Annotated in this window: 10 protein-coding genes; 1 reads left to right on the forward strand and 9 read right to left on the reverse strand. The window is 39.4% G+C overall.

The annotated features are described in order from the left end of the window. Positions 1 to 227: 227 nt before the first annotated feature. Genes ACFTQ7_RS24115 through zapA form a run of 5 tightly spaced genes read right to left on the reverse strand, consistent with a single transcriptional unit; the run spans position 228 to position 5,622 of the window. Entirely contained in the window at positions 228 to 641 is a 414-nt protein-coding gene (locus ACFTQ7_RS24115) for a DUF350 domain-containing protein (protein WP_197144741.1), read from the reverse strand. 21 nt (positions 642 to 662) lie between these two features. Continuing rightward, on the reverse strand, positions 663 to 3,029 hold the full coding sequence (locus ACFTQ7_RS24120; protein ID WP_386831793.1) for an endonuclease MutS2: 2,367 nt from the start codon (positions 3,027 to 3,029) through the stop codon (positions 663 to 665). Between the two features lie 18 nt (positions 3,030 to 3,047). After that, a complete protein-coding gene (gene polX, locus ACFTQ7_RS24125; RefSeq protein WP_386831795.1) occupies positions 3,048 to 4,757 on the reverse strand; it encodes a DNA polymerase/3'-5' exonuclease PolX in 1,710 nt (569 codons plus the stop codon). 59 nt (positions 4,758 to 4,816) lie between these two features. After that, positions 4,817 to 5,356, reverse strand: coding sequence for a CvpA family protein (locus ACFTQ7_RS24130; RefSeq protein WP_079563176.1), 540 nt, complete (start codon positions 5,354 to 5,356; stop codon positions 4,817 to 4,819). A gap of 5 nt (positions 5,357 to 5,361) precedes the next feature. Further along, the gene (zapA, locus tag ACFTQ7_RS24135; RefSeq protein ID WP_079563177.1) at positions 5,362 to 5,622 is read right to left on the reverse strand and encodes a cell division protein ZapA; all 261 of its coding nucleotides are present in this window, start codon (positions 5,620 to 5,622) and stop codon (positions 5,362 to 5,364) included. Between the two features lie 133 nt (positions 5,623 to 5,755). Between zapA and rnhC the strand changes: the two genes are divergently transcribed. Continuing rightward, positions 5,756 to 6,682, forward strand: a complete 927-nt coding sequence (rnhC, locus tag ACFTQ7_RS24140; protein WP_386831798.1) for a ribonuclease HIII — start codon at positions 5,756 to 5,758, stop codon at positions 6,680 to 6,682. Between the two features lie 124 nt (positions 6,683 to 6,806). On the opposite strand, the gene ACFTQ7_RS24145 is transcribed toward rnhC, so the two are convergent. From ACFTQ7_RS24145 to pheS, 4 genes are all read right to left on the reverse strand, one after another. Continuing rightward, complete coding sequence (locus tag ACFTQ7_RS24145; RefSeq protein ID WP_386831800.1) at positions 6,807 to 8,774, reverse strand: methyl-accepting chemotaxis protein; 1,968 nt, start codon at positions 8,772 to 8,774, stop codon at positions 6,807 to 6,809. Positions 8,775 to 9,015: 241 nt separating this feature from the next. Next, the gene (locus tag ACFTQ7_RS24150) at positions 9,016 to 10,983 is read right to left on the reverse strand and encodes a methyl-accepting chemotaxis protein (RefSeq protein WP_386831802.1); all 1,968 of its coding nucleotides are present in this window, start codon (positions 10,981 to 10,983) and stop codon (positions 9,016 to 9,018) included. Positions 10,984 to 11,224: 241 nt separating this feature from the next. Continuing rightward, positions 11,225 to 13,642 (reverse strand): phenylalanine--tRNA ligase subunit beta, encoded by a 2,418-nt coding sequence (gene pheT / locus ACFTQ7_RS24155; RefSeq protein ID WP_386831804.1) that lies wholly within the window; start codon positions 13,640 to 13,642, stop codon positions 11,225 to 11,227. 12 nt (positions 13,643 to 13,654) lie between these two features. After that, positions 13,655 to 14,692, reverse strand: coding sequence for a phenylalanine--tRNA ligase subunit alpha (gene pheS / locus ACFTQ7_RS24160; RefSeq protein WP_386831806.1), 1,038 nt, complete (start codon positions 14,690 to 14,692; stop codon positions 13,655 to 13,657). Between the last annotated feature and the right edge of the window lie 980 nt (positions 14,693 to 15,672).

Genomic DNA, 15,672 nt, shown 5'->3' on the forward strand with positions numbered 1-15,672 from the left:
GCCACGGACACCCTTGCTCTTAGCTAACCTCTACTTCTGTCTTCGGGGTTCGGGACTTGCACCCTATAGTTCATACGCATGCCGGGCGCACATATAAAAAAAACGCATCCTCATAAAAGGATGCGTTTTTTTGTTTAAACGGTCATCATATAATAGACACCGACTGCCAAAAATGCGATGCAGACAACGATTAGTACTTTTGCTAATTTTTCCATGTCATTACACTCCTATGCAATACTTGCCCCAATAACAAACGATAGACCGACTGAAATGGTAAAGGAAATGAAGCCGACTGAGCGATTATCATTTGCGATTTCTTGATCGACATTAAAACGTGGTGTCATAAATTCAAATAAGAAATATGCCACAATTAATAATGTAAAACCAAAAAGGCCCCAGCCAATCATTTCACTTAAAGTACTATGGCGCGCAATGGAAAAGCGAAAAATATTACAGATTCCCAGTATTTTTCCACCTGTTGCGAGTGCCACAGCGATATTACCTTTTTTAATTTCTTCCCAATTTTTATATTTCGTAACGACTTCGAACAATGCCATCGAGACGACTAAACACAATACGACAACACTAAAATATCCTGCCGTTTCGATAATTGGATATCGCCAAAAGCTAGAATTCAGCATTTTCTCCGTCCCCTTTACAGCTTATTTCAATTCCACAACTGTGACGCCTAAGCCCCCCTCGCCGGCTTCACCAAAACGGAATGATTTTACACGCTTATGCTTTTTCAAATAGCTTTGAATTCCTTGACGTAGTGCACCTGTACCGACACCATGAATAATTGATACACGCCCATAGTTAGCAAGCAAGGCATCATCAATATATTTTTCTGTACGTAAAATGGCATCTTCATATCGTTCGCCGCGTAAATCTAATTCTAATTTCACATGGTTGCTGCGATTTTTTACACCAGCCATACGTTGTACAGGTTCTTTTTCTGGTTTAATGTACTCTAGGTCACTATCGGAGATTTTCATTTTCAAAATACCCATTTGGACAACCCATTCGGAATTCGATACTCTTTCGAGCAATGTTCCCCGTTGTCCATAGCTTAACACCTTTACCTCGTCTCCGACAACTAAGTTTTGTGCACGGGCCTTTACTTGTGCTGCTTTTTTCAGCACTTTGTTGTTTTCAAGCGGTGTAGCTTCTTCCAATCGTTTACGAGCTTCGATAAGTTCATGCTCTTTAACAACTTGGTCTGCATTTTTGCGCATTTCTCGAAGCTCAGCAATAATTGATTCTGCTTCTCTTTTTGCTTCATCAACAATTTTACGTGCTTTTTCTTTCGCTTTTTTATCGAGTGCCTCTTTACGGTCTTCGTAAGCTTGTAGTTTTCCTTGTAGCTCTTTGCGTAGGGCTTCAGACTCTATCATTAATTCATGAGAGCGTTCTGCATCATCTTCTGATTGGCGACGAGTTTCTTCAAGTGAAGCAATCATGGACTCCACCTCATGGCGATCTGTACCTGTAAAGCTTTTCGCACGGTCAATAATCGACTCAGGTAAGCCTAAGCGACTTGAAATTTCAAATGCATTGGAGCGACCTGGTACTCCGATTAGTAGACGATATGTTGGACTCAATATCTCGATATCGAACTCTACACTCGCATTAGCTACTCCTGGACGATTATAGCCGTATGCTTTTAGCTCAGGATAGTGCGTCGTTGCCATCACGCGGGCACCGCGACCATGTACTTCATCTAAAATGGAGATGGCTAGAGCTGCCCCTTCCTGAGGATCCGTACCGGCACCTAATTCATCAAATAGTACGAGTGATTCATCATCAAACTTTTGTAAGATATCTACTATGTTGACCATATGAGAAGAGAATGTTGACAGTGATTGCTCAATTGACTGTTCATCCCCAATATCCGCGAAAAGCTGTTTGAAAACAGCAAGTTCAGAACCATCAAGTGCAGGCACTGGTAATCCAGCCTGTGCCATTAATGTACACAATCCAACTGTTTTTAAAGTGACAGTTTTACCACCAGTGTTTGGTCCTGTAATGACAATTGCCGTTATATCTTTCCCGAATTCAATATCGTTAGCAACGGCCGTTTCAATCGGTAATAGTGGATGACGTGCACGCACAAGTCGAATGTAGCCATCGTTATTCATTTTAGGCATTGTACATTTGTTCGCTTGACCGTACTTGCCTTTAGCTAAAATGACGTCAATCTCGCCTAGTACTTTTACTAAGTTAAATAGATCTGGAGCAACTTCCTCGACCATCGCACTTAATGCAAGTAAAATGCGTTCAACTTCAGCTTGCTCTTTCATTTTTAAGCGATGAATTTCATTATTCGCTTGAACAACCGAATCTGGCTCGATAAATAATGTTTGACCAGAAGATGATTGATCATGCACAATTCCACCATAATGATGACGGTATTCTTGCTTAACAGGGATAACGAAGCGATCATTTCGAATCGTTACAAGTGTATCTGAGAGCATTTTTGAAGCATTGCTCCCGCGTGTAAGGCTTTCCAGCTTAGATCGTACTTTAGCTTCCTCAGCGCGCAAAGATTGGCGAATAGATCGCAACGTTTGGCTTGCAGAGTCTAGCACTGAGCCATTTTCATCAATACAGTTATTGATTTCATGCTGCAAGCCCGCCAAAACAGGCATTGCTTCCTTTTTGGCGATGAAATGAGGAATATCAATCACTTCTTCTGATTCTATATCTTCAATAAAATTACGAAGAATTCTACTAGCTCGAATCGTACTTGATACTTCCATTAATTCCATCGCTGAAAGCATGCCCCCGATTTGTGCACGCCTTGCAGCTGGTCGTACATCAAAAATTCCACCCATTGGTACATTGCCTTTAACACGTAAAATGGACAGTCCTTCATCCATTTCTTCTAATAATTGTACAACCTTTTCATAGTCTGTCTGTGGTACAAGTTCATCAACGGCAGATTTACCGATTGAAGACGTACAGTATGTAGCCACTTGCTGACGTACTTTATCATATTCTAGTGTTTTCAATGCGCGTTCTGCAATCACTGAGAACACCTCCTCAACCTATTTATTTCGTCGAATAAACGCTTCAAATTGTTCTCGCGTCCATGTATTCACAATCATATCCTTTTTCAACCATGCTCTGTTTGCGTAGCGTACCCCGATATCCATAAAGCGTAAATGAGCAATATCGTGGGCATCCGTATTGATTGCTACGGGCACGCCAGCTGTTAAAGCCATTTCTAAATGCTCAACACATAAATCAAGACGATATGGATTCGCATTTAACTCTAAAATTTTACCATACTCCTTCGCCCAAGCAATTAATTGCTCCATATCAGGATTATAGCCAGTACGATCCTCAATAATGCGGCCAGTTGGATGTGCAATCATATGAACATACGGATTTTGCATCGCCGTCAGTAAGCGCGCCATAATTTTGTCCTGCGATTGTGTAAAGCTAGAGTGAATAGAGGCAATGACGAAGTCTAACTCTCTCAGCACATCATCTTCAAAATCGAGTGAACCATCTGGCAAAATGTCCATTTCTGTCCCCGCATATAAATGGAAATCTGGATGTGCTTCATTAAATGCCTCAATTTCAGCACGTTGCTTTGTTAAACGCTCTGGCGTTAAACCATTTGCTACTTTTAAAAATTGTGAATGGTCAGTAATAACGCTATATTGATAGTCACGTGCTATTAATGCCTCGCCCATTTCAGCTACAGAGTATGCACCATCAGACCACGTCGTATGCATATGTAAATCTGCTTTAATATCTTCTAATTTCACAAGATGTTGAATGTCATCCGTTTTATCAAATTCTGTTGTTCCTGTACGCAAGCTAGGTGGGATAAATGGTAAATCAAAATGCGCAAAAAATTCCGCTTCATCTTTAAACGTTAAAACAGTGCCATCCGCTTGTTCCACACCGTATTCACTAATCTTTTCACCACGGGCTTTTGCAATCTGACGCATGCGGACATTGTGATCTTTCGAGCCTGTGAAATGATGTAAGGCCGTTGCATATTCAGCATCTTTCACTAATCGAAAATCTACACTTACAGGCTCTTCTAAATCTAAAATAACTGAAATCTTTGTATCACCAGCAGCTACTACTTCTTGTACAGAAAGCTCATTCAGTAGCTTTTCACGTACGGCCTCAACTGCTTCCGTTACAACAATAAAATCAATATCTTTACTTGTTTCTGCTGCTCGGCGGAAGCTTCCAGCAACAGAAAAACGCTCAACTTCTTCCATACTACCTAGAAGCGCTTCAATTTGTAAAACAACAGGCTCAAGCTGCCAAATCGGCAAACGTTCTGATCGATTTGATAAATTTGCAAGTTCTTTTAAAATTTTTTCTTCAGTTTTTGCCGCAAAGCCTGCTAGCTCACGAACTTTACAAGCTTCACAAGCTGCCTTTAAACTTTCGGCAGAATCAATTCCTAACTCTTGATGAAGCTTAGCTATTTTTTTACCACCTAAGCCTGGAAGTTTTAATAACGGCAGCAATCCTTTGGGTACAATGTCTTCTAATTCTTTTAATAAGCTCGATTCACCATTTGTTATTAAATCCTCAATAACAGCAGATGTACCTTTACCTATACCTTTAAGCTTTGTTACATCTTCCATCTCACTCAATGAGCGCTCGTCTCCCTCAAGTGCACCAGCAGCTTTTCGAAAGGCCGACACTTTGAATGGATTTTCCCCTTGTAATTCCATATACAACGCAATCTTTTCTAGTGTGCGAATAATTGTTTTTTTGTTCATTGGGAATTCCTCCTATCGTAAAAACACTTCCCTCAAAACCGAGAGAAGTGCACAGTTTGCTATTGCATATAAATATACCACCAGTTTTGGAACATGCTCGTAATAATTGGGGTATGCTCCAAAATGAGACCACTTAACAACGACTTCGACATTAAACTTTGGATAGAATCAACTGGTAATAAAGCAAGAATGTAAAGCAAGATAAACATAATTAAATAGTTTTCAATCATGCCTAACAATGCTCCAAGCCAACGATTCACTGTACCTAATACAGGTAAATACGCTATAAAATCAAAAATCGATGCCACAATTTGCATTGTAATTTTCACCGCAAAGAATATGACAGCAAATGCAATGACACGGTAAAAAGTTCGGTCTATATCCAGGCTATCAATGACTACTCCAAGACTACCTGAATCCGTTACCCCTGGATACGGGACCCAAAACACCATTTTTTGTGCTAATGGTTTATAATAGATATACGCAACAATTAGGGCAACTATAAAGCTAACGATATGCATCATCTGTACAATGAAACCACGTTTTGCTCCAACGATGAGCCCGGCTAATAGTACCGCTAATATGATTAGATCTAACATTCACTTCAACCCTTTAATTTTTTCACTTCTTCTTCTAGTTGCTCCATTCGTTCTTTTAATAGTAAATAATCGTGAACGGTATTTACTGCTGTAAGAACGGCAAGCTTTGTGCTATCAAGAGAGGGATTATGTACATTCATTTCGCGCATACGGTCATCAACAATAGAAGCGACAAGTCGCATATGTCCAATGGATTCAGAGCCGACCATTTTATATGTATGACCATATATTTCCACAGAAATTTTATTCTTTTCTTGATTTCCCATAGTCGCACCCCCCTTTTAAATTTTTGTGCTCACGATTTTTCCGATTGTGAGCAACTTACACAAAAAAGCTATTTATTATCATACCATGAAAGGTATAAAATTGTGAACAACGAGGACAGAAAGGAACGAGGAAATGTCAAATATTGTACTTTCAATATCAACAAATATACAAAAAGAGGTGATGTCCTACTACGCAAATCATTTTGTAGAACGTAAAGCACCAGGGGTAATCTTTGCTGCAAAGCTCCCTGATACAGCCATTACGATGTACAAATCAGGAAAATTAATGTTCCAAGGGGGAGGCGCTGAGCGAGAAGCTGCACGCTGGGGAGACGTAGAAGTAACAAACACACAGAAAACATCATCGATTGGAGCAAAGGGTGACGCCCTGCCAGAAGGTTTTGCTATGATGTCGGTATTAGGTTCAGATGAAACGGGTACTGGCGATTACTTTGGTCCAATTACAGTTGCGGCCGTATATGTCCCTGCATCAAAAATTGCGCTTATTAACGAACTTGGTGTAAAAGACTCCAAAATGCTAACAGATGATTACATGCGTAAAATAGCACCCGATTTACGTGCAGCTTGCGTCCATAGTGTGCTTGTACTACGCAATGAAAAATACAACGAATTACAGTCACGAGGCTACTCACAAGGTAAAATGAAAGCTATGATGCATAATAAGGCACTTAAAAATACACTGTCAAAAATGGCTCCCGAAAAACCAGAACAAATCTTGATAGATCAGTTTGCGGAACGTGGCGTGTATTACAATTATTTAAAAAATGAACGAGATATTGTTCGAGATGATGTGCTATTTTCTACGAAGGCCGAGCAATTACATGTTTCAGTAGCAACTGCATCGATATTAGCTCGTGCGGCGTTTTTAAAAGAAATGGACCGACTGAGTGAGATTGCCGGGATAGAGTTGTTGAAGGGGGCTTCAGCAAAAGTAGATGCCTTAGCAGCTCGCATATGGCGAAAACAAGGTGAGGAATTTTTACGTTGCATTACGAAATGGCATTTTGCGAATACCGAGAAAGCTAAAAAGATGAAATAAATTGGACTTATAGACAAAAAATTTCGCTATACTCACGCAGATGACAAGTTTTATACAACTTGCTTTCTACTGAAGTTAGCGAAATTTTTTATATTCAAAACTTATCAAAAAATTTTCGTTTCAACTAATATTTGAATTGTTGAATCGTTTGTTGAAGATTTTCAGACATTTTAGCTAGGGTAGTGGCTGATACTGCGATTTCTTCCATAGAAGCAAGTTGCTCCTCAGTTGCAGCGGAAATATTTTGTGCACTTGCTGTAGTTTCATTCGTTTGTTCAAGCACACTTTCAATCCCCATCGCCACTTGATTGGCGTGTTGAGACATAACTTTAGATGCTTCTGAAATTTGTCCTATTTCAGAGGTTACACTTTGTACATTCGTACGAATCTCTTCAAATGACTTTCCTGCCATGTTTGTTATATCAATCCCCTTGACGACCTCAACTGAACCAGCAGCCATTGATTCAACTGCTAGATTTGTATCTTCTTGAATCTGCGAAATAATATCCTTAATTTGCAGCGTGGATTGTGCGGATTGTTCAGCTAGCTTTCGTACCTCTTCAGCTACGACCGCAAAACCTTTTCCTTGTTCACCCGCACGTGCAGCTTCAATTGCTGCGTTTAAAGCTAATAGGTTTGTTTGATCAGCAATTTGGGTTATAGCCTCAACAATGTGCTCAATTTCGTGAGAACGCTTGTCTAATGTTTGCACTGTATTTTCTAGTGCTTGTACAGTATTCTGAATCATGGTCATTTGTTGAACAGCTGTTTGAATAGTCTCATCACCGATCATAACAGCGTCCATAGCTTTATTAGACATATCACTTACTGCACCTGCTTTTGCAGAAATATGCTGAATAGATGATGACATTTCCAGTACAGCGCTATTACCTTCACTAACAGTCTCTGCTTGCATATCAATCGTCTCAGCAAGTGTTTGAATGGAATCAACAATTTGTGATGTTGCTCGCTTATTCTCTGCAGTACTTGCAGTCAGCTCCTCTGAAGAATTGGCCAATAAATTCGATTTCTCACCAATATTACCAACTACTTCACGTAACGAAGAAATCATTTTATTAAAAATAGTAGCCAGTTTCCCAATTTCATCATCTCTTCTTATGTTGATAAAATTACGTAAATCTCCTTCTCCTACTTGTTCAGCAACTGTAGATAGTTCTTTTAGTGGACGAATGATTGAGGCAATGATCATGCCACCTATGATCCCACAAATAATTAAAGCAGTAACAATGACTGCTATAGTCGATTTTAAAATTGGTGCTGTGACAGCTGTGACATCCGCTACATCCATAACACCGATAATTTTCCACCCTGTTAGTTTATTAGTAGAGAAAAATACTTGATGCTCCTCGCCATCTTCCTGAATTGTAAAGCTACCTTCTTCTTTTCCTTGCATCTTTTCTATGTACGAATCTTTCAGCTTAGTTCCTACTTCAACATTCGGATCTGCTATCGTAAGATTATTGGCATTCACTAATGAGGCATAGCCACTTTTCCCAATCTCTACAGCATCTACAAGCTCCGCAATTTCGCCAAGTTTCAAATCTATGGAAACAACCCCGGATTTGTCACGCAATTCTGCCGCTACAGTTAAAGTTAAATCGCCTGAAATATTTGATTTATATGGGTCCATCACGACGCCTTTACCCGGCGACTCTATAGCCTTTAAATACCAAGGACGCAAAAATGGATTATAATCAGAAGGCATTTCATGATATGGATTTCGTAAAAAACCATGGCCTTCTAGAGTTAACGCAACTACTGAAACACTATTATGTAAAGCATTGTATTTATCTAATTCCTTTAATGCTGCTGCATCTTGCCAATCCTTATTAAAATAAGCAGCCAAATATTCTGCATCACTTATGATTGGGGAAATTTCTTTTGTTACTAAAGTATTTATTAAATCGACATTCTCGCGAGATTTATCACTTAATTCGTTATAATATAAATTATCTGATTTTAAGTATGAGAATGTACCAATTGCTATACTCGGAATTAAGAGTGTCATTGTAATAGCCCAGATTAACCGAGCACGCACAGATAAGCTTTTTCGTTTTCGATACTCTTTCAAAATTATTATCTCCTCTTACTATTTTTTTCTATCCAATTTCTACTATACACATAATAAATACTCAAGATTTATTTTTTGTTATTTCAAAATATTATTAAAAACGCGAAATATCCAAAAAGTATGCAGTAGCTGTTACTCATAAACTATTAATACGTTCGCCTGACGGCTTTCCAACTAAAAAAGCTGCCTCATTACGAGACAGCTCACAAAAGAATTATGATAATTGGATTTTTGTTTAGCCTTAATATTTAAACTGTTTAATTGTTTGTTGTAGATTTTCAGACATTTTAGCAAGGGCTTCGGCCGATGCAGCGATTTCTTCCATAGAAGCAAGCTGTTCCTCTGTTGCAGCGGAAATATTTTGTGCATTTGCTGTATTTTCATTTGTTTGCAGAAGCACACTTTCAATTCCGATTGCCACTTGATTGGAGTGTTCAGAAATAACTTTTGCTGTCTCTGAAATTTCTCCTATTTCATAGGTTACGCTTTGTACATTATTATTAATTTCTTTGAATGACTTTCCTGCCATATTTGTTACTTCAATTCCCTTTACGACTTCAGCTGAGCCAGCAGTCATTGATTCAACCGCTAGTTTTGTATCGGCTTGAATATAACCAATGATATCTTTTATTTGCATTGTTGATTGTGCGGATTGCTCTGCAAGCTTTCGTACCTCATCAGCAACAACTGCAAAACCTTTTCCATGCTCACCAGCACGAGCAGCTTCAATTGCAGCATTTAAAGCTAAAAGATTTGTTTGATCAGCAATTTGCGTAATAGCCTCTACAATACGTCCGATTTCATTTGAACGATTACTTAATGTTTGAACCGTACTTTCCAGTTCCTGAACAGTACTTTGAATCATTTCCATTTGGCCAATTGCTGTTTGAATAGTTTTGTCTCCTATCATAACAGCCTCCATTGCTTTATTCGACATTTCATTAACGGTATCGGCCTTTACTGCAATTTGTTGAATCGATGAAGACACTTCAAGTACAGCGTTAGTGCTATCATTAATTGTTTCTGCTTGCACATCAACCGTTTCTGCAAATGTTTGAATGGAATCAACAATTTGTGATGTAGCTCGTTTATTTTCTGATGTACTTGCAGTAAGTTCCTCCGATGATGCAGCTAACTGATTTGATTCCTCACCAATGTTACCAACTACACCACGCAAAGATAGAATCATTTTATTGAATATATCCGCCAATTTACCTATCTCATCTTCTCTTTTAATTTCAATTAAATTGCGTAAATCACCGTCTCCTACCTGCTCAGCTACTGTTGACAACTTTTGTAATGGCTGAATGATTGATTTTATAATGAAGGCACCAATGATTCCAAATATGATAAGAGCAATCACAATGACTGTCACAGTGTTTGTTAAAATTGGTTTTGTAACAGTTGCTACATCTGCTAAATCCATAGTACCAACAATTTTCCAACCTGTTAGTTTATTGGTAGTAAAGAACACTTGATACTCTTTTCCATCTTCCTTAATGGTAAAACTACCATCTTCTTTTCCTTGCATCTTTTCTATATATGACTTTTTGAGCTCTGATCCTACCTCTAACTGTGGATCAGCAATAATAAGATTATTGGCATTTACTAAAGTAGCATAGCCATTATCACCAATTTCCACTGATTTCACTAGCTCGGAAATTCCGTCTAAATTTAAACCAATAGAAATAACCCCTGAACGATCCTGTAAACCAGCTGATACTGCTAATATTAATTCACCTGTAATTGTTGATTTATATGGATCAATCATAACGTTTTTGCCAGGTGATTCAATAGCCGTTAAGTACCATGGTCGCGTAAATGGATCATAATCAGTTGAAGATTCAGCTTGTGGCTCACGCATAAATTTGTGCCCCTCAATTGCCAAGTTGACAACAGAGACGTTGCTATGTAAAGCATTATATTTTTCTAATTCCTTTAAAGCATCTGCATCTTGCACATTCTTATTAAAAGAAGCAGCTAAATATTCCACATCACTTTGAATAGGTGATATCTCATTTGAGATGAGTGTATTTAATAAATTTACATTTTCGCGTGAGCTTTCACTTAATTCCTTATGATATTGATCAGAAGACTTCAAATACGAAAACGAACCAATAGCAATGCTGGGGATTAAAAGTGTCAAAGCAAACGCCCATATTAATCGGGCTCGCACGGAAAGTCCTCTTCTTTTTCGTTGATTTTTCATATTAGCTACCACCCCATAGTAAAATTTTCTATCCAAAACTTACTATACAGTTAATATGGATCAAAAATTTATTTTTTGTTATTTCTAAATATTGACGAAAAACTTAGATATGAGAATTAGCTTAAAGTATCTTCTCTCCTTTTTCTCATACTCCTGCGAAAATAACCTTATAACAGTCTAATGATGTTAACAAAACAAAAAGCTGCCTCATTACGAGACAGCTCACAAAAAAATTATTAATTTAGCGTACTTCTGTGCCTTCAATTGTTGCAATAGCTTTTAACACTTTATTATGTGCTGCAACAACCTCTTCATCTGTTAATGTACGTTCTGGATCGAAGTATGTTAGGGAGAATGCCACTGATTTTTTACCAGCTTCCATTTTTTCACCTTCATATACGTCGAATACACGAACGTCTTTCAATAATTTCACGCCTGCAGAACGAATCGCAGTAATAACTTCACCAGCAGTTGTTGCACGGTTCATGATAAGCGCAATATCACGAGACATTGCTGGGAAACGAGGCACTGGTGTATAGGCAAGAGGTGCTTCTTTTGCATTAGCATTTAATAATGTTACGAGATTCATCTCCATTACATATGTGTCTTTTACACCCCATGCTTTTTGTTCTGCTGGATGTAATCCACCGATAACGCCGACTTGTTCACCATCAAAAAGAATGCTAGCAGTACGTCCTGGGTGTAATCCATCTACTTCAGCTTTCACAAATGAAATACGGTCCTCTAAACCAAGCTTACCGATAACACCTTCTACAATGCCTTTTAAGACGAAGAAATCTACTGCTTTTTTCTCACCCTGCCAAGCATGATCAAGCCATTTGCCTGTTACTACTGCCGCCACATGCTCTTCCTCATATGGTAGCCCTTCTTCTGTTTGACCAAGGAATACTGAACCAATTTCATACAATGCCACATTGTCAGCCTTACGAGCAACATTATAAGCAGCAGCTTCAATTAAATGCGGGATAAGGCTTTGACGTAGAGTTGAACGGTCCTCGCTCATCGGCATTAGTAAACGTGTTACTGGCTCAGCTTTCAATGCAAAGCGTTGTGACAATGCCTCTGAAGTTAGTGAGTAAGTTACAGCTTGGTAAAGACCTGCGCCTTCCATATAATTACGAACTACTCGACGATTCGCTTGATATGGTGTTAGACGGCCTACTTGGTTTGCTCCCTCTGGTAAAGTCAGCGGAATTTCATCATAGCCGTATAGACGAGCAATCTCCTCTACTATATCTTCTTCAATTTTAATATCTTGACGACGTGTTGGTGCATCAACGATTAGTAAACCATTTGCTGCTTCTACACCAAATTTAAGACGCTCTAAAATAGATAGCATTTCTTCTAGTGAAATTTTCATACCTAAACGTTCATTAATGAAATCTGGCGAAACGACAACACGTGCTGGTGATTTATCTAGTTCATCAACGATGCACGTTCCTTCTAACACTTCACCACCAGCTAGTTCAGCTAGTAGCGCTGCAGCACGCTCTGCAGCAGGTAACACACGGTTAGGATCTACACCCTTTTCAAAGCGAGCAGAAGCATCTGAACGAAGTCCAAGATGACGCGATGTTTGACGTACAGATAAGCCGTCGAAGTAAGCAGATTCAATGACAACTGTTGTTGTAGAATCATTTACTTCAGAGTTTGCACCGCCCATTACACCTGCGATAGCTACCGGCTCTTTGCCATTTGTAATGACTAAATCTGTAGCTTTTAATGTGCGCTCTTGCTCATCTAAAGTAGTAATTTTTTCGCCCTCTGCTGCTTTACGCACTACAATTTCACCTGTTGCTAGGCTATCGTAGTCAAAGGCATGAAGCGGTTGGCCGTATTCCATTAAAATGTAGTTCGTTACATCGACAACGTTATTATGCGGGCGTACACCTGCTGCCATTAAGCGATTTTGTAGCCACATAGGTGATTCTGCGATTTTTACGTTTTTCACAACTTTTGCTACATACATTGGGTTTGCTTGTAAATCTTCCACTCGAAGCTTTAACATGTCTTCAGCTTTTTCAGAAGATGTGCTGTAGGCGATTTCTGGATACTTCACTTCTTCAGATAGAATTGCCCCAACCTCGTACGCTACACCTAGCATTGACAATGCATCTGAACGGTTTGGTGTTAGGCCAAGCTCTAATACTGTGTCACGTAGACCTAAAATAGCAAGGGCATCTGAACCAACCTCAGCATCGGCAGGAAGCACATAAATCCCTTCAGAATATGCTTTAGGTACAAGTTTACCTTCGATTCCTACCTCTTGTAATGAACAAATCATACCGTTTGATTCATGTCCACGAAGTTTTGCTTTTTTTATTTTAATGCCGCCTGGTAAATGTGCACCTGGACGAGCGACAATTACTTTTTGACCAGCATCAACGTTTGGAGCACCACAAATAATTTGTTGTGGCTCAGCTTCACCAACATCCACTTGGCAAATATTTAATTTATCAGCTTCTGGATGTTTCTCTTTTGAAACGACATAGCCGACAACAATTTTATCCATTCCGTTAGCACGATCAATTACTGCATCTACTTCAATTCCAGAGCGCGTAATTTTTTCAGCTAACTGTTCAGACGTTAAATCCTGTGCACTTACATAATCTTTTAACCATTCTAATGATACTAACATTTTTTATCCTCCTTACGCCTCTGTTCGCTCAAATTGTGATAAGAAACGTGTGTCACTCGTATAGAAATGACGAATATCGTCGACACCATATTTCAACATTGCGATACGTTCAGCACCAATACCGAATGCAAAGCCTGACACTTTCTTCGGATCATAGCCAGCCATTTCAAGTACATTTGGATGCACCATACCAGCTCCTAAAATTTCAATCCAACCTGTACCTTTACATACGTTACAGCCAGAACCACCACATTTGAAGCAAGAAATATCCATTTCAACAGATGGCTCTGTGAATGGGAAGAAACTTGGTCGAAGTCGAATTTCGCGGTCTCCACCGAACATTTTTTTCGCTAATGTATCAAGCGTACCTTTAAGGTCACTCATGCGAATATTTTCACCAATCACTAACCCTTCAATTTGCATGAATTGGTGTGAGTGTGTAGCATCATCATTGTCACGTCGGAATACTTTCCCTGGACAAATAATGCGAATTGATTCACCTTTCTTCTCTTCCATCGTGCGAGCTTGCACAGGAGAAGTATGCGTACGTAATAATATTTCCTCGGAAATATAGAACGAATCTTGCATATCACGGGCAGGGTGTCCCTTCGGTAAATTCAGTGCCTCAAAGTTATAATAATCCTTTTCCACTTCCGGACCTTCTGCAACTTCATAGCCCATACCGATAAATAAATCTTCAATTTCTTCAATAACACGTGTTAACGGATGACGATTGCCAACTTTAATTTCACGGCCAGGTAAAGTGACATCAATCGACTCACTTGCTAATTTTTTAGCAATTGCTGCTTCCTCTAACAAAGTTACCTTTTCCTCTAATACAGCAGTTACATTTTCACGAACCGTATTGACTAAGGCACCCATTTTCGGGCGTTCCTCAGCTGATAATTTCCCCATACCTTTTAATAAATCAGTGATAGGTCCTTTTTTCCCTAGATATGCTACTCGCACATCATTTAATTCCTTTAAATTTGCTGCCGCTTCAATTTTAGCAAGTGCTTCTTGCTCTAATTGCTTTAATTGCTCTTCCATGTAATAAACCCTCCTTGATTAAATCAATTTCGCCTTGGCGTAATCGCGTCCGGATTTTGAATTGTGCCCAGGCCTGCAGATGTTTTTTGTGCGAAAGCGCAGTGCTAACGTAGCGTCAGCAACACGAGGGCCGACACGATGTCGGTCATTTCGGTAATGCCATAGGACGTGGCGTTTTTACCGATGCAGGTCAGTCAGCCGTTTTCGCAGGATGCGAAGATTTTTAGGCTAACATCCTTAAATTCATTCCTTTGAAAATCCGTGATATCCGCCGGAGGCTTTATCTTCATTCAGCAGTTTTTTGAACACCAGCTGAAAAGGAACCACATCCGCATTTATCTCACCACCTTCCAAGGTGGGAGCCTTCTGTACCTGTCGCTACGCTTTCGGTACATAAAACATTTGTAGCTGACGTTTCACTTTCGCTCAAAAAGATTTGCTGAATGAAGATAAATGCCGATACTTCGATGGCACAAAAAAACTCGCCCCTAAAAAAGGGACGAGGACATATTCGCGGTACCACCCTAGTTATTGCAAGGCAAACTCCTCACAATCACTTCATTGACATAACGACTAGATTAAAGCCGGCAAACCTTTACAGCATTTCGCTGGTCCCGGTAGCTGCTCGCGAGATGAATTCAAAACTGCATTGGTACGGCGCTGGCTCTCAATCTCCGGCCTACGCTCCCTGTTGTCCATTCACAATCTTTACTACTTCCCGGTCAAAGCATTTAGTATTCATAATATACATTTTACATGTGATTATACAATACTATACCAATTCAAATCAAGAGCCATGTGCCTATTGCCATCGATAAAAATGGTTCTAACGGCAATTTTTAGGCCCATCACCATAACGTGTGGTTGATTTCCGTTCCGACTGAGCGCTTTGTTGCTGCCGCTTCGCTTTCGCACAGTTAAAACATTTGTTGCTGCCGCTTCGCTTTCGCACAGTTAAAACATTTGTTGCTGCCGCTTCG

The organism is Lysinibacillus sp. NPDC056959, assembly GCF_042674095.1.
In the GTDB taxonomy this organism is placed as follows: Bacteria; Bacillota; Bacilli; order Bacillales_A; family Planococcaceae; genus Lysinibacillus; species Lysinibacillus zambalensis.